Annotated in this window: 15 protein-coding genes; 6 read left to right on the top strand and 9 right to left on the bottom strand. The window is 55.9% G+C overall.

From position 1 onward, the window contains the following. Positions 1–2: 2 nt before the first annotated feature. Together B4B27_RS09650 and B4B27_RS09655 are read right to left on the bottom strand one after the other, a co-directional pair. Positions 3–569, bottom strand: a complete 567-nt coding sequence (locus B4B27_RS09650; protein WP_290726044.1) for a 3'-5' exonuclease — start codon at positions 567–569, stop codon at positions 3–5. A gap of 20 nt (positions 570–589) precedes the next feature. Further along, entirely contained in the window at positions 590–1180 is a 591-nt protein-coding gene (locus B4B27_RS09655; RefSeq protein WP_290726046.1) for a hypothetical protein, read from the bottom strand. Positions 1181–1561: 381 nt separating this feature from the next. Between B4B27_RS09655 and B4B27_RS09660 the strand changes: the two genes are divergently transcribed. Continuing rightward, positions 1562–2431: a glutamate--tRNA ligase family protein gene (locus B4B27_RS09660; RefSeq protein WP_290726048.1), complete on the top strand. Its 870-nt coding sequence runs from the start codon at positions 1562–1564 to the stop codon at positions 2429–2431. A 36-nt stretch (positions 2432–2467) separates the two neighbouring features. After that, positions 2468–6562: a hypothetical protein gene (locus B4B27_RS09665; protein ID WP_290726050.1), complete on the top strand. Its 4095-nt coding sequence runs from the start codon at positions 2468–2470 to the stop codon at positions 6560–6562. 42 nt (positions 6563–6604) lie between these two features. On the opposite strand, the gene B4B27_RS09670 is transcribed toward B4B27_RS09665, so the two are convergent. Next, positions 6605–7015, bottom strand: a complete 411-nt coding sequence (locus tag B4B27_RS09670) for an SPOR domain-containing protein (protein ID WP_173365803.1) — start codon at positions 7013–7015, stop codon at positions 6605–6607. A 70-nt stretch (positions 7016–7085) separates the two neighbouring features. Next, a complete protein-coding gene (locus B4B27_RS09675) occupies positions 7086–11480 on the bottom strand; it encodes a fibro-slime domain-containing protein (RefSeq protein WP_290726054.1) in 4395 nt (1464 codons plus the stop codon). 294 nt (positions 11481–11774) lie between these two features. Here B4B27_RS09675 and B4B27_RS09680 point away from each other — a divergent pair, with 294 nt between their 5' ends. Beyond that, positions 11775–12656: a GGDEF domain-containing protein gene (locus tag B4B27_RS09680; protein ID WP_173365801.1), complete on the top strand. Its 882-nt coding sequence runs from the start codon at positions 11775–11777 to the stop codon at positions 12654–12656. Positions 12657–12668: 12 nt separating this feature from the next. Here B4B27_RS09680 and B4B27_RS09685 read toward each other — a convergent pair whose 3' ends face one another. After that, entirely contained in the window at positions 12669–13814 is a 1146-nt protein-coding gene (locus B4B27_RS09685; protein WP_290726056.1) for a hypothetical protein, read from the bottom strand. A gap of 250 nt (positions 13815–14064) precedes the next feature. Between B4B27_RS09685 and B4B27_RS09690 the strand changes: the two genes are divergently transcribed. After that, positions 14065–15450: an MATE family efflux transporter gene (locus B4B27_RS09690; RefSeq protein WP_290726058.1), complete on the top strand. Its 1386-nt coding sequence runs from the start codon at positions 14065–14067 to the stop codon at positions 15448–15450. Positions 15451–15453: 3 nt separating this feature from the next. Here B4B27_RS09690 and B4B27_RS09695 read toward each other — a convergent pair whose 3' ends face one another. Then, positions 15454–15939, bottom strand: coding sequence for a hypothetical protein (locus B4B27_RS09695; RefSeq protein WP_290726060.1), 486 nt, complete (start codon positions 15937–15939; stop codon positions 15454–15456). 74 nt (positions 15940–16013) lie between these two features. Then, complete coding sequence (locus B4B27_RS09700) at positions 16014–16793, bottom strand: hypothetical protein (protein WP_290726063.1); 780 nt, start codon at positions 16791–16793, stop codon at positions 16014–16016. A 33-nt stretch (positions 16794–16826) separates the two neighbouring features. Here B4B27_RS09700 and B4B27_RS09705 point away from each other — a divergent pair, with 33 nt between their 5' ends. Next, positions 16827–17738 (top strand): hypothetical protein, encoded by a 912-nt coding sequence (locus B4B27_RS09705; protein ID WP_173366498.1) that lies wholly within the window; start codon positions 16827–16829, stop codon positions 17736–17738. On the opposite strand, the gene B4B27_RS09710 is transcribed toward B4B27_RS09705, so the two are convergent. Both B4B27_RS09710 and mnmE read right to left on the bottom strand, forming a co-directional pair. Continuing rightward, on the bottom strand, positions 17719–18582 hold the full coding sequence (locus B4B27_RS09710; protein WP_290726066.1) for a GRP family sugar transporter: 864 nt from the start codon (positions 18580–18582) through the stop codon (positions 17719–17721). The two genes, B4B27_RS09705 and B4B27_RS09710, sit on opposite strands and share 20 nt — an antisense overlap. After that, on the bottom strand, positions 18572–19966 hold the full coding sequence (mnmE, locus tag B4B27_RS09715; protein ID WP_290726069.1) for a tRNA uridine-5-carboxymethylaminomethyl(34) synthesis GTPase MnmE: 1395 nt from the start codon (positions 19964–19966) through the stop codon (positions 18572–18574). Before mnmE ends, B4B27_RS09710 begins: the two co-directional genes overlap by 11 nt. 34 nt (positions 19967–20000) lie before the next feature. On the opposite strand from mnmE, the gene B4B27_RS09720 reads away from it, so the two are divergent. Next, entirely contained in the window at positions 20001–21008 is a 1008-nt protein-coding gene (locus B4B27_RS09720) for an aldose 1-epimerase (RefSeq protein WP_290726072.1), read from the top strand. Positions 21009–21100: the final 92 nt, after the last annotated feature.

Raw genomic sequence — 21100 nt, forward strand, 5'->3', positions numbered from 1 at the left:
AGTCATCTCACAACGTTCGCTTTTTTCGCTTTCGTGAGGTTCTTCACCTCTTTCAATATCTTTCCCGGCCCGACCTTGTTGTAGGCCAGTTTCAAGATTTCTGCACAGGCAAGCGTATCATCCATCGCACGGTGATGCCTAAAGTCGCTGAGGCCAAGAGAATCCGTCAGGTTGTGCAGGCTGTAGCTAGGCAGTCCCGGAAAAAATTTTCGCGATATCTTTACGGTGCAGAGCCTCGGCGGGTCAAACTTCACGCAGCAGCGCTTGAGTTCCGTCAGAATCATGCGGCAATCGAACTGCACATTGTGCGCGACAAAGATTCTGCCCTCAAGCATCCCGGACACTTCTTCCGCTATTTTCGAAAACTGCGGAGCCCCGTTCACCATCTCGTCGGTAATGCCCGTAAGGTTCTTGACAAACGGCGTAATCGGCACGCCCGGATCCACCAGGCTGTGGAACTGTCCCACCTGTTCCATGCCATCGAGCAGGACAATCCCGATTTCGGTAATGCGGTTCGATTCACCCGCACCGCCAGTCGTTTCTACATCGACGACGGCGAATTTCAGCATATCCTCTTGCGGGGCGGTCATCAGCGAATCGGGATATCGATATCGAGCGTGGCATGGTTCTTGCGGTCTTCGACTCTGGCCTTCATGACCTTTGCCTTCGGGCGACCGTAGATAGGGACCACCAACAGATTCGAGATGCCGGCATCTTCACTCGCCGTCGCTTCCGAATCGCGAACCGTCTTCGTAAAGATGGCGTTCTTGCCCGTATCGTAAATAGAATACGTAAGTTCGCGCACAAGGCCGGGTTTAATCTGCTTCGTCGGCACCTGGAAGTAGACATAGCCGCCCTTCGGCACCTTGCGGAGGCTATCCCTGATTTCTTCCTCGGTCGCGAAATCGGCCTCAAGCGCCATGCGCACATTCTTCTTCACCTTGTCCGGACTCTCATAAAGCACGGAAACCTCGAAACGGGCATCCTTCGGCACGGCGGATTCGCGCACGTCCCTGATATTCGCGTTGTTCTGATAGTATTCCCAGCGGCCATTGTCGTGAAGGATGACCGTCGAACCGTTGGAGGTCGTCGCGACAATATCTTCAGCGAAGGAGAACGCCGTACAGACCGCCATTGCGACGAAGGCCAACTTAAAAGCGCGCTTAAAATTCATTTGCATAACCCAAAATCCTGTTTGCGGGCCAGAAAGCCCTCACGCCCTGAATATAAATAAAAAAAGCGGATTCTGCGTCAAAAAAAACACCAAAAGCCGAAAATTGGGGATTAAACAGTCTTTTTTCACCCCATCCAATCCCCATTTTATTACTTTGTACGCAACGTATGCGTGAAAAAAGCCCGCACAGTGGGGATAAAAACCATTTTTTAGCCCAGTTTAATCCCCAACCTCCGCCAACAACGGGTGATTTTGTACTCCATCAGCGTCAAAACATGTTAATTTACACGCAAAAATGGGGATAAAAAGCCTCATTTTAGGAGCTTTCAATCCCCAAATTCACCAAAAACAGCGCACGCACCCCCTGCTTTTATTACATTTTTGCGTATGGACGGTAAAATCCGCTTTGCGCCAAGCCCCACGGGCTACCTTCACGAAGGCCACCTGCTTTCGGCGCTTTACGTTTGGGCCGCGGCCCGCAAGTGGAACCTGCAAATACACCTGCGCATCGAGGATCACGACCAAAGCCGTGCACGCCCCGAATACATCGAGAGCATCTACGAAGACCTGAAATGGTTCGGATTCCGATTCGATAGCGATAGCATACAAAGTAAGCACCCGGAGCGTTTCGAAGAGGCGCTCCAAAAGCTGCAATCCCAGGGTTTGGTCTACCCCTGCTACTGCAGCCGCAAACAGCTGGAAGCAGAGAACCCCAAAAGTTCCACCGGCGAAGTAATCTACCAGGGCAAATGTCGACAGCAGGCAAACCCGGAGGCAATGTCGGACCAGCCCCATTGCCTCCGCGTCTCCATTCCGAACAAAGTTGTTCACTGGCACGACAAGTTTCTCGGAGATTTCGATGAAAACCCGCAACAGCAATGCGGGGACTTCCCGATCCGCGACCGCGACGGACAGTGGACATACCAGTTCGCCGTGTGCGTCGACGATATCGACGAAGGAATCACGCACGTGGTTCGCGGCGAGGACATTCGAAATTCCACCGCAAGGCAAATCGCCCTCATGCGCCTGCTCGGCCGCGACGTTCCACCGATATACCTGCACCATCCGCTCGTCGTGGATGCCGCAGGCAAAAAACTCTCGAAACGCGAACGCGCCCACAGCCTGCGCCAGGACCGCGATGCCGGAGTTTCAGCCGAAAAACTGCTGGGCCGGGTATGCTACAGGGCCTCGCTTGTAGCCCAAGACACCTCCCTCTCGCTAGAAGAGGCGATTTCAGTCGTAGCCGGCAAACTGTAAATACTAAAAAACAAAAAAATAACGTATATTCTAGGCATGGCGCACAATACACCGTCATCCACCGTCATGAAAGTCCGACAGGAGGCTGCCCTTTTTGATTCCAAGGACAGGCTGCTACTCTTTTCGACGAAGAACGAATTTCAGACTCCGCTCCTGCGCGAAGCGAGCGACACTTTCTACGAAAAATGGAAGCAATCCGCCAACGCTATCCCGCTCGACTCTTTTATCCCGGTATCTGCAAGCTTCACGCCTCAGCAGAAGAAACAGTGCGAGACTCTCTTCAAGACGGTATTCAAGGAGAAAGCCGAGGACTTCGGTACGCCAGACCTTTACCTGCTTGCCGGATTCCTCAAGTGGGACGGCAACGCGCTTGCACCGAGCCTGCTCATCCCGCTCGAGCCCAGTGCAGACGGGAACTCCATAAACCTTTCGAACAGGCCTCCCATCGAGAACACGGTCCTCTCCGAGAGGCTTGCCGGAGTCCAGCTTCCGCGCATCGAAGACGCAACGCTCGACGGCCAGTTCAGCATCCAACTTTACTTTTCCCTGTTCGAAAAGGCCATCGCCGCCGAAAAGAACTGGAAGTTCACGCGCCATGGCATCTGCCTTGCCTTCTTAAATAGCAGCAGGCTCCGCCTCAAGATGGCGATGCGAAACCTCGGAAGCGAAAAGAAAATCGACAGCAACCCCTTCCTCTCCTCGCTCTTCGGCGAAGATGGATTCCAGGTTCGGGAATCCGTATTCGAGGAAGCGGACTTCGACCAAATCTACAACCCGGCCGACCACCATTTCCTCTACACCACGGACTCGCACACGACCAAGGTGACCATCGACGCGCTCGACGAAAATGCGCACGGCTACGCCATCCAGGCGCTGCCCGGTACCCAGAAAGTAAAGGTCGCAACAAACATCGTCGCCGAGGCCCTCGCGAAGGGACATGACACGCTAGTGGTCACGCGGCGCGCCATCTCCAGGCAGACTTTTACGCAGGCATGGAAATCCGACTTCCGCTCCTACAGCGGCCGTCCGCGCGCAGAAGTCGCCGCCGATATCAACAAGACGCGGCAATTCTTTATCAACTACTACAAGGCGGTCAACGGGAAGTCTCCCTCCGACAGCACGAGCCTGACCGACATCCTGCAGTTCTTTGCGCAGGCGCCCAAGCCGAAGGCGAAATTCGTCGAATCCATCTTCCAGGAATCGAACAATCTCCCCTTCAAGGAATTTTCGAACCTGCAGCGGCTCCTGCAAGAAATTTCCGACCTCTATTTCAACAAGGGCGGAATCGCAGCGCGCAAGCTCCTCGAAAACATCAAGGCCGAAAGCCTCACCCAAGAAGCGAAGGCCGAAATCGCCAAGAACATTGACGATACCATCCAAAAAGTCGAAGTCATAAGGCCGCTTGTCGACCTGTTCAAGGAAGAAGGGTTCTTCCCCACCGGCATCTACCTGCCCGCGCTATCCGAAATCATTTCGCTTATCCGCAAGAACTTCGACGAAAACACGCCCGAATTCGAAGGCTGGGATCTCTGTTCCAACAGTTGGAGCGCCTACCAGGATTCCCTCAAGGAACTGCCCGAAGCAGGCGACAAGTGGGTCCGCTACCGCAGGCAGACATCCGACATCTACACGGACGACGCCGTCGACGAGAACATCCTCGCCGCCCGCGAAGAATTTGCCGACAGTCTCAAGGTCACGCTCAAGGGCCTTTCCGACCGCTACCGCAATTCGCGCAAGCGCCTCATGAAGGTGCTCAAGCATCCAAAAGAAGTTTCTTCGGATGCGCACCTGCTCGACCTCATCGATACCCTCCTGGAGCTGCAAGAAAACAAGCGCGCCTACAAGGACACGGCCGTTCTCGGCAACCATCTGCTGGGTCGCGACTGGCTCTACGAAAAATCGAACTGGGTCAACCTGAACAAGAAGATTACCTACATCTACGACTTCCGCGAAAAGCATGCGAACAGCCCGCAGTTCAACCTGATGCTCACGGTTCTCGAGCACTGGCACCAGATCAAGCCGATGCTCCCGCGGTTCGAGGAATTCGACAAGGCCGTGCAGGAACTGCTTTCGGGCATGCGGGTGCTCTCCAAGGAACTTGTTCTCGACATTCCGCTCGACAGTCTCGACCTCGACAAGAGCCTCGAAGAAATCAACCTCTGGAAAGACAACTGGAACGTCCTCAACACGCACCTTAAGCTTTCCTCGCTGTTCCGCGAACTCGAGAGCACCGGTTGCAAGACACTCCTGCGCTTTGTCCAGAATCCGGCGGCTGTCAACAGCGAACTGCCCCAGGCCACCGCATATTACTGGGCGGCCTCCCAAGTCCAGCGCTTCAGCAAGGAATTCCCCGAAGTATTCTCCTGCGCCCCGAAAGTCCATTCCCAGCTCGGCAAAAAATACCGTCTGCTGCTGGACGAATTCTGCAACGCGAACTTCCGCGAAGCGCACGCCACCGCAACCGAGAAACTTTCGGTATTGAGCATCGAAGACGCCCTTGTCTGCGAAAAGAAATTCGACACCATCGTCCTTCTGGACGCAGGCAGCATCTCCGTAGCCGAATCCATCCCGCTTGCATTAAAGGCAAACAAGGTAATCCTCATCGGCAACCCACACGCACCGGCCCTAGAGCCGTTGCCTTTTGACGCCTACCTCGACATCGATCCCGTACACACGGCGTTCTTCCAGGAAAGCATCATGACGGCCTCGTTGCGCCGCGGCATCCCGACCCGCGAACTCTGGTTCTCGGACAGCTATTCCGATCCGTCCCTTGTAGAATTTGCGAACGAGCACATCTACAACCACGGCATCCGCCAGCTGCCGCCCCCGGTTCGCGATTCCGGCAAGAGCGATTCCATCCAGACGGTTGCAGACAAAGTCATCGACATTGCAAAGGCGGCCATTCACCATGCCGAGACGCATCCGGGGCAGACTCTCGGAATCATCGCGTTCCACCAGGTGACATGTCACGAAATCGAGTCGACCATCAAGGCGCTTCTCACCAAGGATGCCCCCTGCGCCAGATTCTTTACAAACAGCGACCTCTCGACCGGATTCTATATCAAGACTCCAGAAAGGGCTACCGAAAAATACCGTGACGTCATATTCGTCTGCGCAGAGCCCGAAGCCATGGACAAGAGCTCCAGCGAAGGGAAAATCGCCATCAGCGCGACACTCGCACGCCACAAGCTCAAGATTTTCATGACCGAAGCCGACAAGCAAAAGATGACCACCGCCAAGTCTGCCATGCTGCGTGACTGGATGGCCCATCTGCTTCGCAAGGCGAAACCTTCCGACTTCGAAATCAAGCCGGCAGATTCGGCACTCCGCTCCCAGGTCATCGCGCTCCTGCAAAACGAGGGCATCAACGTCTTGCCCAGTTTCGCTTCCGGAGCCATACCCGTCGGCCCTGTCGTCGTGGACGCGAACAACCCCAAGAGGTTCCTCGCCGTCATCGAAGACGACTGCACCACGGAACGCTTCCGCGAATCCATCGAAGACCGCGAATACGTGCGCCCCGTGCTCCTGCGCCAGCTGGGCTGGAAGGTCCTCAACATCTGGACTCCCTTCTGGTACATTTCCAACGCAGACGAAGCGAGCCATATCATCACGACCATCGCCATCGAACAGAGCGTCGCACCGCCGCCTCCCGAAGAACCCGAGGCCGAAGCGGGAACAGCCGAGAACGATTCCGCGGTCGCCGAAATCCAGACGAAGCCCTACCAGGTGGTCCACCCGAAAATCGAAGGAACCGCCCACGACAAGCCCATCGCGGAACTCTCCGCGCTTTCGCTCATCGTGCAGCTCAAATTCTATGTCGATCACGAGGCTCCCATCCACGAGGAAGTGCTATTGTCGCGCCTGCTGGAACTGCACCATGTCGATCGCGCAGGCCCGATGATCCTCCAGGCTCTGAACGACGCCATCAAGCAGGGTTTCCAGCGCCACAAGTTCATCAAGACAGGCAAGTTCTTCTACTCCACGAAGAACCCGCCCGTAGTGTTGCGGGACAGGAGCATGCGTCCGCAAAACGAACGCAAGTTCATCTACGTCTCTCCCGAGGAGAGGGCCCTGCTTCCGGCATCCATGGACGAATTTGCGCAAAAGCAAGCACTCGGGCTCATAGACTAGGGACCCGCCCATTACGCGGAATTCAGCGAAACAGCTAAAAAGCTACTTGAGCTTCACGACAAGCGCGTTGATATTGTAGATGGAAAGTTCGCGAGCCTTATCCTCGGCCGCCTTCCTTGATGTCCATCCACCGCCACGCAGCTTGTAGAACGGGGCATCGAACACCACCTGGATGTTGTAGCCCGTCGATGCAGAAATCTGCGCCTTACGACGCTGGGCGGCATCGAAATCGCCCACGGCCTCGAACTGCAGAACGTAATAGCCATTTCCCTTGGATTCCTTTCCGGAACCCTTCGATACGGCGAGAGCCGAAATGTCAGTCGTGTCGCGCAGCGAAGAGCTCAGTTCGGGCTTGTATTCCTTGCCGCGGAAAAGGGAGTCGATATCCGTAGGGTCACCCGCCCACGACAAGGCTATCGCAGCGAGGCAAATCAGGAGGCTAATCTTTTGCATGGTCCAAATGTAGAAAAATCCCCGCCCTCAGGGCGGGGATGCAAGTTCATTTTAGACCGAAGAAGCGCTATTATTTCTTAACAACGCCCGTGCCACGCTTCACGCCCCAGACCTCGGTCTTTTCCTTCTTGCCCTTGGTTCCGACGGAGCCGAGCTTCACGAAGGACGAGTACTTAGTGATATAGGCGCCAGTACCCACGAGGCGGTGCTTGTCAGAGAGCATGTTCCATGCGACGAAGAAGTTGCGCGGGTTCTTCACGCAGTCGCCCACGGCACCTTCCTGGGTCGGGTCGGCCGAGAAGAACGCATCGTCACAGTAGATCTTTCCACTCTGGTGAGCAACGAACGAGCCGAGGTTCGTGTAGTAGTCAACTTCGTAGAAGAAGTAGATGTCATGCGGATTGTTCTGGTACACCCTCGTGAAAGATGTATCGGCACCGATGATGGAACCCATGTCAGACTGCACGAAGTGGCCGAGCGTATTCGGGTGGGCCGACTTGACATCGTCCATATTCTCGCTCGTCTTGACCGGGAAGACTTCGCCCACCGGGGTATTTTCGTCCACAGCCGACGGATCCGCAACGTTATACGGAATCGTGGTCACGTCGATCTTCGCATCACCCACAACCTGCACCCACGGAGACGGCAAGCGGTTCGTGGCATTATAGTTCGTCGGAGAATTCCAGTGCCAGGTAGCATCGTCGGCAGGCCTGAGCGTATCGGCACCCGGAGCGGCCCCATTCGAGGAGTCGGCCCACACAACGTTATCGGCACGGAAACGAATGTAGTCACCCACGTGCGGAGTCGGCTTCAGCTTGTCATCGTTGTAGTAACGGAGCGTAAGCGTATCCCTCTTGTTCTGGGGAGAGTTCTGGGATTCCACATGGATATACTTGGCTTCTTCTTCCTTGAACGCTTCATCGACAGCAGAGTTCAGATAATAGCTGAATGCCGAGGTCGCCACGGAGCCATCCAGAACCATCACCGGTTCGGAAGCGACAATCTTCACCTGGTCATACACGCCACCGTCTGTTTCTGCCGAAGCACGAGCCGAAAGGATAATCGGAGCCATACGATCGGTCAGGTGACCTTCGAAGAACGATTTCACGGTATCGCCCTTCCACTTGTAGGTCGTAAACGATGCAATCCTGTCTTCGTTCAGTACCAAAGTCTTCACATCGGCAGTGAACGGATCGTCGACAGCAAACACGAGCGTCTGGCCGTTATCCGGGCTCTTGTCATAGGCTTCCTTGATTTCGGCAGCACCGAACTGCGTGGAGCAGAACATTTCCTTGTCCTTCGGGTTAGTAGAATAACCCAAATCATAAGGATTGATCTTCACCAGGTGCTTTTCGTCGAAGTTGAGGCACAGGAAGAACGGGATGGAGTCCGGATGAATGGCACGGTCATAGATAACCGCCATGGAGTCCGCCCTACCATCCAAGTAGTCCGCCGATTCCTTGTAGAACTTAGACGAGATGTTCATTTCGCCCGTGGGAGCGCCCTTCACGTCGAACATGTCGACAATGAGCGGCATCGGTGCAGGCGGTTTGTAGAAATGCATGTTGCCATAGGGAGCCGCGACTGCGTTGTTCGCGACAGCACCCACAAGCATGGTCGCCGCGGGCTGACTCGGGTCATCGTAGACCTGGCTCGAACGGATACGCACCAAGGCGACACCGTCTACCAGAGCGCTGACAGCACCCGAAACTCCGCTGGAGGCATCCAGGATATCCAGGGCAAAATTACATTCCGTGCAGAGGGCTCCCGTCGCCGGGTTACGGACAATGAGGTAGAAGTCCACGTCGGCATTCACCCAGTGGAAGTATTCATCGCCATCCTCATCCACATCGGGATCCTGATCCATCGTAGTCCATTCCATGACGTTGCCGAGGGAGTCGGTCGTCTTGGGCTTGGCAAACGACAGCTGCGGGGCGAAGAACGAGAGTGTCGCGACAGCGTTGCGCACGGAAGCCGTAACCTTCGTTTCGGCGGCAGTCAAACCAGCGAGCGGTACTTCCACCCAGAGGGTATCGATACCGTTCTCGTCAATCTTGCCATTGTAGGGCACAGAGAGCGGAGTCGTATCTTCCTTGTTCTTGTAGAGAGTGGCACCCGCAGAAAGCGTGAGCGTGTAGGTCTGGTTCGCTGCAGAAGCGAGGTCGACCGTGCCCTGATCGTCCGGAGCGGATACATAGATCGGGAGGCGCGTGCCGGCGAGGCCCATGCCCTCGAACTTCCACTTGGTTCCGGCCGGGTAGATGTTGGCATCACCGTCCGTGTTCGGGAATTCGACATCCTGCGTCACGACATCCAGGTTACCCTTGATTTTGAACTTATGGTAGGCAGTCTTGCCATCCACGGTAATGACGAGGTAGTAGGTTCCGGGAGCAAGTCCGTTCATCTTTTCCTGGTTGAACTTCGGCACCTTCGGGTTCGTGAGGTCGATACCGCCATGGTTGATGGTTCCCGGAGTCAAAGCGGCACAGTCGCCACAGCCCTGCACCGGCTCCTTCTTGCGGGTCACAATCTTGTAGCTTATTTCAGTTTTAATACTATCTCCACATGCTTTGGAACCTTCATCGGTACCGGCAAGCACGGAGGCACAGTCGCCACCGCCGCTCGTGAGCACGCAGACATCAAGTTCGAGGCCACCATCGCCCTGCGGTTTGGGGTCAATCTCGATACCGGTCGACTGCTTGATGTACATGTTCGTCTTGATACGCACGTTACTCATGTCGGTACGGCGGTCACAGAAAAAGATGTCGATTTCGTAGTCCGTTCCGGCCACGAGGGAGCCGCTAGCTCCTGTAAACTGATCCAGGTTAACGTAGCCCGGGGCGGCCAAGTGCGTACCGCCAAGGTCCACGGCAAGCTTGTTGTCGATAAACACCCAGATGTCATCGTCACCACGGAACGAGAACTGCATTCCCGGACGGTAAGTGAACTTGGCATGGGATTCGAAGCAGAACATCTGGTTGTTGCTGCCCTTGATTCGGGTATCCCAGGTGCTGTTGTCGTAAACGTTAGGATGGGTACCATCGCCGAATTCACCGGCAGAGACAGGGTAAAGGTCAATGTACGGAAGGCCGGTCGTCGGTTCGATAGCGGACCAGTCCGCCACGACGCCCAACGTCTGCGTAGCCTTTGTAGAAATGTTGCTTTCAGTAGGAGTAGAACCACCGGTACCATAGCTGACGTTTCCGAGACCTGGTCTGGCAGTTGCTGCCTTCTTGCAAGCAGCATCGGCCTGGCAAACGGGATCGGTAAGCAGGTCATTCAAGATGGTAAAGGCGCCCGTCGGTTCGTTATAGCTGTCGTATTCCCACAGGCCATCCTTGGTGAGGCTGAAGGTGACGTCACGGCAATGCTGGTAGTTCACGCCCGGTGTGGGCTTGAACATCACGTCAAAGGCTTCCTGGCTCACGAAGCAGCCACTCGCCGGATTGTAGACCGGCTTCTTTGTCGCCGGAAGCGTCGCGTTCACAATCCCCGGAGTCACGCCGATACAGGGGATTGTACCCGGATAGGAATAAGGGGCTCCAGCCACAGCACATCCGTTCGTGGCCACCTGCGGGTAGGCATCACAGGTAAAGGCGCCATGCATGCTCGCATCGGTATCATAGAGGATGGCGGCCAACTTGTAGGTGCAGTTCCCTTCGAGGCCCGGGTCCGTAATCGAAATCTGGTCGACGGCGCTTTCTGCGGCCAAGTCAACATCGGCAATGAAGTAAACCTTGTTAGTATTATATTGGTTATAGATGACTTCCATCGGAATCGGGATAAGCACATCCGCTTCCCAACCGTCCAAGCCAATGGCATCTTCCAAGTCTGCGTCATCGTCCTTGAAGAAGATGAAGGATGTCGGCAGGGGTTCGTCCATCCACACGGCGTAGTACCACCCGCACATACCCGGCGCAACCTTGAACGGCTGGCGGCTCGCGTAGGTTCCATCGGGAGACCACATCGGGACGGTCGCCTTCCACTCCGCTTCGTCCGGCACGAGCACATACATGTACTTGATATTTGGTTCGGTATAGGAAACTAGGGTCTTGCCCGCCTGCTTCGGGTTTTCCAGAACCCAGACATCCGTCGTGCCCTTGGTGCTCGGGCATGCGATATCTCGAGAATTCTTCGGAATATTCGGGTCATAGGCAGAGTGACCATTCCATACAGCGGCAAGGATGTAGTCGAGCGGGTTTGACGAAGAGTTCGCCAAGCCGAATGCCGTTTCCTGGGCTTCGCCAAGGGCGTTCGACAAGTCGTAATCATAATAACCCGTCGTGGGGTTCTTGTTCGCCGCAGTGACAAGGGCCGCCTTATTATTCATGGTCACATAGAAAGAAGCGGGCCATTCGTCAGGCTTCTTAAAATGGAGCGTACCCGTACATGCGGCTGCAGCGCTCTGCACGCCAACAAACAGCATGCAGGCACCCAAAACCCACTTCCACAGGGAGATCTTCATGTATTTCATCATTTTTGTTTCCATCAATGGTTTTCCTTCCAACTAAGCATACCAAAAAGACCGGCCTTTTTAATATGCCACACCGACCTCAAATTTATTCTTTTCTTTGAAAAAAAGCCAACTCTTTTTTTATTTTTTGTTAAAAATACGTTTACTTCGGTAAAAAACCGGCCAGTCAACAAAAGAAAGTGCAAATTATCACAAGATATCACAAGAAAAAAGCGCCGTTTTGTAAATGAATTTTTACATCTTTCCTATCTAACTTTTCTATTTTTACCCTAAACCGGAGTTCCTATGCAAGATTTGGACCAGACCATCGTGACCCCAGGCAAGACAATCAAGTTCGAGAGGCTCGAACTGAGGCCGCATTTGATAGTGCTCTACCCGCAGGAACAGTTCCGGCAAATCGCCATTGAAAAAGGTACGACCATCCTCGGCCGCGGGCAGGATGCCGGAGTCCGACTCGACGACGAACTCGTGAGCCGCAAGCACTGCGCCATCGACTTTGACGGGGTCCACGTGACCGTGCGCGACCTCGGCAGCACCAACGGCACCTTCGTAGACGGACAGCCCGTGCAGATTGCAGAACTCGATTCCGAAAAGCGCCTGCAGGTCGGCAAGATGGTCTTGAAGGTGGAATTCAAGGACAAGAGCGAAGAAGCCTTCGACCGCGCCCTCTACGAAGCAGCCACCATGGACCCGCTCACCAAGATTAGCAACCGCCGCAGCTTTATGGACCGAAGCCTCGGAGAACTCGCGCTCGCCCGCCGCAGCGGGGAATTCGTGCACACCATCATGGTGGACGCAGACCACTTCAAGCGCGTGAACGACACCTGGGGCCACCAGTGCGGCGACATGGTTCTCAAGGAAATCGCGAGAATCCTCAAGGAAGAGAAACGCGAATCCGACCTGCTCGCCCGTTACGGCGGCGAGGAGTTCCTGCTGCTGCTCTCGAACATTTCGCCCGAAGACGCGCAGAAGAGCGCCGAACGCCTCCGCAAGGCCGTGGAACGCCACAAGTTCTCGTGGAAGGATACAGTCATCCCGGTGACCATTTCGCTCGGGCTCTGCTCCAAACAGGGAGAGGACATTCCGCAAATCGAAGCGATGATCGCGCAGTGCGACAAGATGCTCTACGTGGCCAAGGAAAGCGGCAGGAACCGCGTGGCCTTTTAAGACGCAGGGCCCTTAGCAGCCCACGTCGCCGTCACGGTCTCCACCGCAAGTCTCACAAGAGGAAGTGTTCCCGCAGGGCAGCAGTTCCTCGGCTTCGTCAACCGGCTTGATCTTCGATTCGTTCGAGTACTTGATGTACTTCACGTCGGCAAATGTCCCGCTAAGAGTGAACGTGATGACGCCCATGGAGCCGCCGGTCGTCGTGCATCCCGGATACAGGATGGTAGCAACCAGGGTATCGCCCCTGAGTTCGGCATTGAGCCCGTTGAAAGTGCAAAGGTCGTCCACAAGCACACCATCGTCACGGAAGGTAACCGCGCCGCTAGCGCTTTCCACCTTCACGACGCGCGGAGAAACCGCCGGACCGCCGCGATACATGGCCGAGACGTCGGTCGCCTTTTCATTAATGTACGTGGTCGGAGGCGGCAGGTACACCCACTTGTTTTCAATGCACTGGTAAGCGCGGCCAAAGAACTCCAGCAGGGTGTCCGTGTCGCAGGGCTCCAGGTCAGGCCTGCGGATTCCGTCGGGGATGCCGTCGCCGTTGCAGTCGCCACCCGGAAGGCAGACAACATTCATGACACTCCAGTAATTATCGACGCACTTGAATTGCTGCTCGGTCTCGCAATCGGTAGCGACCTCACCGTTTCTCCCGACGCAGTTTCCTTCTGCGCTCATCCCGTCGTAATCGGTAATATGTTCGCAGGTAGGCTTTATCTGCCTCCAGAGTCTGTCGCTGCATACATAGTCAGGGCCGCCCTTGCAGTCAGGAGCCATTTCGCCGTCTACATCGCAATGGTTGCAGGCCACATTTGTCACAGGGCAAAAGTCACCTTCACAAGGCGGGCACATCCCATCCATGTCGATGCACGCTTTGAAGATGCTAGAACTAGAGCGTTCCTCCAGGCTAGAGCTGGACAGCGTTTCCGGCAAGGAACTGGAGCTTTCCGCAACGTCGGAGCTGCTTTCGGGAGCCGTCTCGCTAGAAGCGGGCTCATCATTGCCCGAAGATTTCGCATCGGAACTCTCGACAGCAGAAGACTTCTCGTCACCGCCGACCGGGGCGCTCGGGCTGTCTTCGTCGCAGGCAGCGAACATGAACGCGGCAAGGGCCACCGCAGCAATACTGCATGTCGATTTCAAAATTTTCCTTTTCATACCATTCTCCTTTTTTCTATTAAACATGTGTTCGATTCTTTTCCAAATATACAACCCTTTTTTAAGAAAAGCAATAGTTTATAAAACAAAATCAAGAAAATTTAATCAAAATCACAAACTTTTTGTTTGTTTTACATATTTTATTCCTATATGCAACAGTCGTTTCATATGCAGGCCGGACACCAGTATTCGGGAAACAAGTTTTCGCGCCTTACCCGTCTTGCGCGCTTTTCCTATATTTGGCGCCGAAATGTCGAAACTGAATTCCGAGCGCCTCAATTCCTTTGGTACAGCAAGTATCCCGAAACTGGTATTGCAGTTCTCGGTGCCCTCCATCGTGAGCATGTTGGTAAACGCGCTCTATAATATAGTAGATCGCCTCTTCGTGGGCCAGGAAGTCGGAAGCCTCGGCATCGCGGGCATCACGCTGTGCTTCCCCATCATGCTGTTCATCATGGCGATGTCGATGATGATTGGCGTGGGCGGCAACACGCTGTTCGCCATCCGCCTCGGGCAAAAGAAGTACATCCAGGCGAGCATCATTCTAAACAACTCGTTCTCGCTCCTGTTGCTGATGGCCGCCACCACGTTCACGCTCGGCGAGATATTCATGGAACCCCTGCTCCGCCTGTTCGGAGCAAGCGACCAGACGCTCCCCGTTGCCAGCAGCTACATGCGCATATTGCTTTGCGGTGCGGTATTCCAGACGGTCGCCCCGGGCATGAACCACTTTATCCGTAGCATGGGTCACCCCAAGACGGCCATGTTCCGCGAAGTCATCGGAGCCGTCACGAACATCGCGCTCGACTGGCTGTTTATAGTGCAGTTCCGCTGGGGCATTGAGGGAGCCGCATGGGCGACCATCGGTTCACAGCTGGTGGCGGCATCGCTCATCACGCAGTTCTTCGTGAAGAAAGATACCCCCATCCGCATCCGCTGGCGCCACATGAAGTTGCGCTTCGCGTACGTGAGGAAGATTATCATCCTCGGCATTCCGCCCAGCATTATGCAGGTGTGCAACAGCCTGATGAACGCCATACTCAACTGGAGCCTCACCACCTACGGGGCAATCAGCCTGCACGACACGGGTGCGCTCTCGGGCGGCGACCTCGCGATTTCCGCATTCGGCATCGTGAACAGCATCGCCTCGTTCATATTGCTCCCGCTGCTCGGCTTTGTGCACGGAACGCAGCCGATTATCGGGTACAACTTCGGCGCGCGCCTCAACGCCCGCGTGAAGGCGACCCTCAAGTTCACGTTCATCTACGCGGGGAGCTTTATGCTCGTGGCGTGGGCGATACTGATGTGGAAGACCGAAGTGTTCGTGGCCCCCTTCGCGCCTACCGACCTCAAGCTGCAAGAAGTCGCCGCGTGGGCCATGCGGATTTTCGGGGCGGCGTTCTTCATGATTCCGCTCGGGCTCGTTTCGGGCAGCTTTTTCCAGGGTACGGGAAAGGCGCTCAGGTCCATGTTCCTGAACGCCTGCAGGCAAGTAATTCTGCTAATTCCCTTTTTGCTCGTGCTCCCGCACTTCTTTGAACTGAAGGGCGTGTTCATGGCGCAGCCCATCGCCGACACGGGTGCGGCCATCATCGGCGTGCTCATGCTCCGGCACGAACTGAAGAAGCTGAAATAAACCTTAGAACAACTTCTTCGCGTCGGTCAGCTGGCCGTCCTTCTCGTGGAAGAGGATGACGGAGCCGCCCTCGAGGGTCTTGAAGACTTCGACCAGGCGGTTGACGGTCTTTGTCTCGTCGAAGCCGATTTCGTTCTTTGCGGCTTCGTTCACGACTATGCCGAAGTTCACGGCGTTCGGAGCGGAACGGCGGAGGTAGGCAATGAAGTCGGCAGCGGATGCAATCACGTCGGTACGGCCCTTCACCTCGATGTTCATCGGGTCACGGATGCTAGCCGAAAGCGGGAACAGATCCTCGTTCACGGTCTGCTTTGCGTTCAGGAAGAACATGTTGCCCACGTAGAGGCTGATGGTATCGTCGAGCACCTTGCCCACTTCGACGGACACATCGCACGCAGACGACATTTCCTGAATTTCGAGTTTGGAAGGTCCGCAGGCAATGAGGGCTGCGGAAGCGAGGATGGCGAAAGCGGCCAGAATCTTTTTCATATGGGACTCCTTATGTTCCTGAAATGCTTAAAGATCCCCGCCTGTGCGGGGATGACGATAAAACAAATATATACTTATTTCGAGAGGATACCAAGCGCCTTGGACACGAGTTCGGGCGAAAGCCTGAAGGTTTCGCTCAATTTCTCGACCCTTTCGGGTTCGGCGATGCGTTCCATGCGGCTGCCGTTTGCGTCGCGGGTCACGAGGTTGCCCTTCTGGTAATAGTACTGCACGCCGCGCTCGCGGTCGAGGCGGTTCAACACCGGGTAGGTCATCATCTCGCGGTAGAAACTTTCGGACCAGTGCTGTTTAAATTCCTCGACGCTCACGCCTGCCACCGGGTATTCGAACCGCAACTTCATCGGGGAGCTGAGTTTCCCTGCACCATTGAGCGCGCCGCCGGTCCAGAGTTCCATGGAATCCATGTCGGGCCGCACGAGGCGCACGCTGTTCGGCACCAGCGGAAAAAGCGCCTCCCCTGCACCGAAGGGCTTCGGGAGCGGGATGGGGAGCGGGTCGAAGATGAGGTAGCCGGGATCGAAGAGGAAATCTGAATCCGCATCCGGTAAAATCAGCGCGCAGTGGATGTTCCTCTCCTTGCGCTTGTGGCCCATCACGAGCCGCGGGTTGAACCCCATGTCGCGCAGGCTCTGGTACAGGTGCCAAGTCATGCTGAAGCAGGTGCCGCCGCCCATCCAGGTATCGATATCGTTCTGGTCGCTGTCGTCGAGGTTGCGCGCGGCCGTAGCGCTGCCGGTAGATTCGAGGCGTATGATTTTCGTGAGGTTCTCGTACGTGACGTTCGAGAGCCTGTTGCACAGGTCGAGAATCTTTTGCCAGGTTGCGCTTTCCATAAACGCAAAGATAGAAATTGCTATATTATGCACATGCTCGGAATTGAACAGAAAAAAGGAAACGACGATAAGCTTTGCGGCAGGATGATTGCCTACGCAAGGATTTTGCCCACGCCCGACGCCGAAGAAAGCAACTCTCCGTTCGATGACATGATCAAGAACGGGCTCTTGACGCTCGAAGGCGATTTCCGCAAGTTCAACCCGACCGTACCCTCGCGCCACCGCAGGAACCAGGTAATGGACGAGCGCCTGAACGAACTCCTCGAAACGATGGAGGAGAACGGCGTCGAACTGCCGGAGAACCTCGACGTGGAAACCATGCGCGATCGTCTGCATGAACTTTCGAACATGGAAGTCATCCCCATTCCGGCGCGTATCGGCAACTTCACCAAGGAAGAAGACATCCTGAACGAAGACGCGGACATCTACTACGTCGGTGAATTCATCGGCGCGAACCAGGCGCACTTCTGCCTCACGACGCTCCCCATCTACTACCAGGCGCGTTACCGCGAGCAGACCAAGAAAATCGAGATGGAACTCCTGAACGACATGCTCTCGCAGTTCGAGAACGGGCAGTTCCTCGACAACGACGACATCATGAGCGACACGGTGGAGCTGTTCCCCGAAGGCGCCTCGCTCAACACGTTCGTGGGCGACCTCGGGAACCTGCTGAACGTGAAAGTGATACCCTTCCTGCTCGCCTGCGAAACCGACGAGGATTACGACCGACAGGTGAAACTGCTGTACAAGTTCATGAAGGACTACCCCGAGCCGCTGGACGTGAAGCGCATCGACGCATCGCTGCGCATGCTGCGCGAGCAGGGCGACAACGAACTTGCCCGCAAGGTTCTGGAACTGAGTACAAAAAAAATCTGCGCCCTCTACAACGAGGACGCAAAATCCGCCGAAGCATTCGAGTCGGAAATTACATCTTTGAAAGTGTAAGCAGGGCTGCACCTGCAAGGATAATGACCGTCGACGCGGCCAGTTTCAAGCGTTCGGTGCGGGTCGCATATTCCCCGAAGGCAAAGACTCCCCACATCTGGTTTACAACCAAATTAAGTTGCAGGAGCGGATAGCCCACCGCATATCCGAACATGCCATCGTCGGCGATGGCCCAGAATATGGCGAGTGTCCCGAGCATCCAGAGCATGCCGGCAGCAAAGGCGAAAAGCGACGGCACCGCAGGCATTTCAAAGCGTTTGCCGCGGGCCAGCGAGAGCACGATAAAGAGAGCGACACTCCCGACGCATACGCCCACCGAGAACGGGAACAGGAATTCCATATCCCCGAGCCCGCTTAGCTTGTACGGGATAAGGTACGAGCCGAACACCGCTCCCGAAAGGAGCGAGCGCCAGTTTTTCCAGATATGCTTGATGTGCCCCGCCGGAATCCAGATACCCACGAGCATGCACACGATGGCTGGGATAGAGAAGTAGAAAAGCGAGTGCTCGGCGAACAGCGTGACACCCGTAATGAACGAAAGCAAGATGCTCACGCTCATGGAGCGCAGTCCCGTGCCCGCGAGGTCCGCCTCGGCCTGCACCGCCCAGAAGCAGAGCGCACCGCCGACAACCCAGAGGAGCCCGCAAATCACGCCGACGGGTTGCAGGTTGAACTGTCCGGTGACGCAGGCGATTATCGCAGAACAGGCAAGCGCCCCCACGGCCATCATGGCAAGGAACGCCCACGAAGAATAGTTCGGGTATTTCTTGAGCGGGACCATGTATGTCCCGAACGCGAAGACGCCGATTAGGACGCCGATAATACTGAGAGCACTACTTTCCAATGCAGAACCCCGCGAAAATAGATTGTAAAATGTCTTCGGACGAAATTTCGCCCGTTATGCTCTGGAGCGCACGGCGCACCACCTGCATCTCGAAGGCGAGCAGTTCCACCGCCGGATTGTTCCGGAGCAGGGCGAGCGCGCGGTCGATACCCGCAAGGGCGTCTTCGAGGCAGGCCTTCTCGCGTTCGCTTGTAATCCAGAGGTCTTCTGCGTCCGCAGATTGCTTGAACAGGGAGGCGTTCATCGCTTGGCGAAGTTCCGCAAGGCCCTCGCCCGTCTTGGAAGAAACGCTCAGTCCACCATCGGGAATCGGGGATGCGCACAGGTCGGACTTGGAATAAACGACAAGGTCCGCGTTATTTGTCATGTCAGCGAAAGCGGACATCCTAAGATTCTCGCCTTCGCGAGAATGACGAGATGCTAATTCGCCGTCGCGAGAATGACATTCCTGCGAGCAGCCGTCCACCACGAGAATCTTCATGTCGGCTTCTTCGAGAATTTCCCTGCTCTTTTTCTGGCTGAGCGCGTCGAGCTCGTCCGTTGCCTGCGCCGCGATACCCGCCGTATCGACCAGCCGGATTTCGCCACCGGGCAAGAAGAGGCGCACTTCCACAAAGTCGCGCGTCGTACCCGGTACGTTGCTCACGAGCACGCGGTCTTCGCCCAGGAGGGCATTCACGAGGCTTGACTTGCCCGCGTTCGGCGCGCCGTAGAGCACGGCCAGCGGGAGCCTGCTGAGCGAAGCCTTCCCGTGGAAGCTGTTTAAAACTTGCTGGATGGATTCGCGGACAGCGACAAACCGCGCTTCCCAGCCCGCAAAGTCCGGGTCGGCCTCCTCTTCCGCGAAATCCACATCGAGTTCGAGGCGCGCCGAGATGTCCTTGACCTGCGAAGCGAGTGCCGCAATCTTTTTCGAGAGGGCGCCCCCCAGAAGGCGATGAGCGTTCTCGAGTTCTGCGCGGTTCGCGCTGTGAATCACGTCGGCCACGGATTCGGCCTGCGTCAAGTCCATCTTGCCGTTCAGGAAGGCGCGGCGCGTGAATTCCCCGGGCTCGGCAAGACGCACGCCATCGAGCCCGCGGATTGCCTGCAGCAGGTCGCGTACGATAAGCGGGTTCCCGTGCGGGTAGAGTTCCAGCACGTCTTCGCCGGTATAGGAATTCGGGCCTTCGAAGAAGATATACAATAGGCTATCGATAAGCTTGCCCGACTGCGGGTCACGCGCACAGCCGAGATTTGCCATACGCGGTTCAAGCGCAGCTGCACGCTTTTCGCCAAACAGGGCTCGGACGACTTCACGTACCTTCGGACCGCTCACGCGAAGCGCGGCCACGGCACTCACGCCGGCAGGTGTCATCGGGGCGACTATCGTCTGGGAATCCATGGCAGGAAAGATAGCATTTTCTATCTTACCCCACATGAGCAACTACAAACTGATTTCCCGCCCTATCGGCACAGTGCAGTGTTTTGTCCTCCAGCGCGACGACGGCGCCGAATTCGAAGTCTTGAGCGGCTACGGCGGCGGACTCAACGCCTGGCGCATCCCCGTCGCAAACAATGCCTCCGCGGGCAACTCACCCGAGGCAAGCGCCGGCAAAAAAACGCTTGACCTGCTCTTCGGTTACCGCGAAGGCGACGACATCTTCAAGATGGGCCCCGACACCAACGCGGGCTGCAGGCTAGCCCCCTACCCCGGGCGCACCGCCTACGCGAAGTTCACCTGGAACGGCAAGACCTACCAGCTCATCAACAACGTGAGCTGGGCCCCGCACGCCCTGCACGGTTTTTTGCAGAACCAGGAATGGAAATTCGAGCGTTTCGAAAGCGATAACGAAAGTTGCTCTGCCGTTTTTACCTGCGACTGGCCGGGTGCCTTCGCGGGATTTCCCTTCCCGTTCCGTGCTACAAACAAAATAACGTTCTCCGGGAACGCGTACAAGGTCGAATCGACCGTCGAGAACATGGGCAACACGGACATGCCCTATTCCGAAGGCTGGCACCCGTACTACATGCTAGGTGAAAAAATCAACGACCTGGTAATGACACTCCCCGAATCGCTCCTTGCGGAACTTGACAGTGCCGACCTTCCGACAGGCAACTTCCATGCGGACACGCGCTTTACCGCAGGCCGCAAGATTAACGACGAGTTCATCAACGACTGTTTTTGCCTTGTTGACAACAGCAAGCCGGGAGAAACAGGAAGAGGCATCGTTACGCTCGAAGGCAAGAACGGCAAGCTTACCCTCTGGCAGGACGCCCGCCTCGGGCAGTACAACGCCATCCAGATATACACGCCCCCGACCCGCGAGAGCATCGCCATCGAGCCCATGACATCGGAGCCCGACGCGCTGAACCATCACCGCGGACTCATCGTCATCCCGCCCGGCGAAAAACGCACGTTTACCTTCGGCGCGGAATACAAATAACCCTTCGGCAAGCAAAATCTGCCGTTTTTGTGCAAATTTCGCCATTTTTGTTGTTGTGATTTACCCAACATCTTTTTGCAGCGACCCCAAAA

The sequence above is a fragment of the Fibrobacter sp. UBA2449 genome (assembly GCF_002342555.1).
Classification (GTDB): Bacteria; Fibrobacterota; Fibrobacteria; order Fibrobacterales; family Fibrobacteraceae; genus Fibrobacter.

What these genes read in the sequence shown, in the direction of transcription:
- B4B27_RS09670 (WP_173365803.1), bottom strand. Translation starts at nt 7,015, where the DNA reads ATGCAAAAGATTAGCCTCCTGATTTGCCTCGCTGCGATAGCCTTGTCG.
- B4B27_RS09690 (WP_290726058.1), top strand. Translation starts at nt 14,065, where the DNA reads ATGTCGAAACTGAATTCCGAGCGCCTCAATTCCTTTGGTACAGCAAGT.
- B4B27_RS09720 (WP_290726072.1), top strand. Translation starts at nt 20,001, where the DNA reads ATGAGCAACTACAAACTGATTTCCCGCCCTATCGGCACAGTGCAGTGT.
- B4B27_RS09705 (WP_173366498.1), top strand. Translation starts at nt 16,827, where the DNA reads ATGCTCGGAATTGAACAGAAAAAAGGAAACGACGATAAGCTTTGCGGC.
- B4B27_RS09685 (WP_290726056.1), bottom strand. Translation starts at nt 13,814, where the DNA reads ATGAAAAGGAAAATTTTGAAATCGACATGCAGTATTGCTGCGGTGGCC.
- B4B27_RS09680 (WP_173365801.1), top strand. Translation starts at nt 11,775, where the DNA reads ATGCAAGATTTGGACCAGACCATCGTGACCCCAGGCAAGACAATCAAG.
- B4B27_RS09675 (WP_290726054.1), bottom strand. Translation starts at nt 11,480, where the DNA reads ATGAAGATCTCCCTGTGGAAGTGGGTTTTGGGTGCCTGCATGCTGTTT.
- B4B27_RS09650 (WP_290726044.1), bottom strand. Translation starts at nt 569, where the DNA reads ATGCTGAAATTCGCCGTCGTCGATGTAGAAACGACTGGCGGTGCGGGT.
- B4B27_RS09700 (WP_290726063.1), bottom strand. Translation starts at nt 16,793, where the DNA reads ATGGAAAGCGCAACCTGGCAAAAGATTCTCGACCTGTGCAACAGGCTC.
- B4B27_RS09665 (WP_290726050.1), top strand. Translation starts at nt 2,468, where the DNA reads ATGGCGCACAATACACCGTCATCCACCGTCATGAAAGTCCGACAGGAG.
- B4B27_RS09655 (WP_290726046.1), bottom strand. Translation starts at nt 1,180, where the DNA reads ATGCAAATGAATTTTAAGCGCGCTTTTAAGTTGGCCTTCGTCGCAATG.
- B4B27_RS09660 (WP_290726048.1), top strand. Translation starts at nt 1,562, where the DNA reads ATGGACGGTAAAATCCGCTTTGCGCCAAGCCCCACGGGCTACCTTCAC.
- B4B27_RS09695 (WP_290726060.1), bottom strand. Translation starts at nt 15,939, where the DNA reads ATGAAAAAGATTCTGGCCGCTTTCGCCATCCTCGCTTCCGCAGCCCTC.
- mnmE (WP_290726069.1), bottom strand. Translation starts at nt 19,966, where the DNA reads ATGGATTCCCAGACGATAGTCGCCCCGATGACACCTGCCGGCGTGAGT.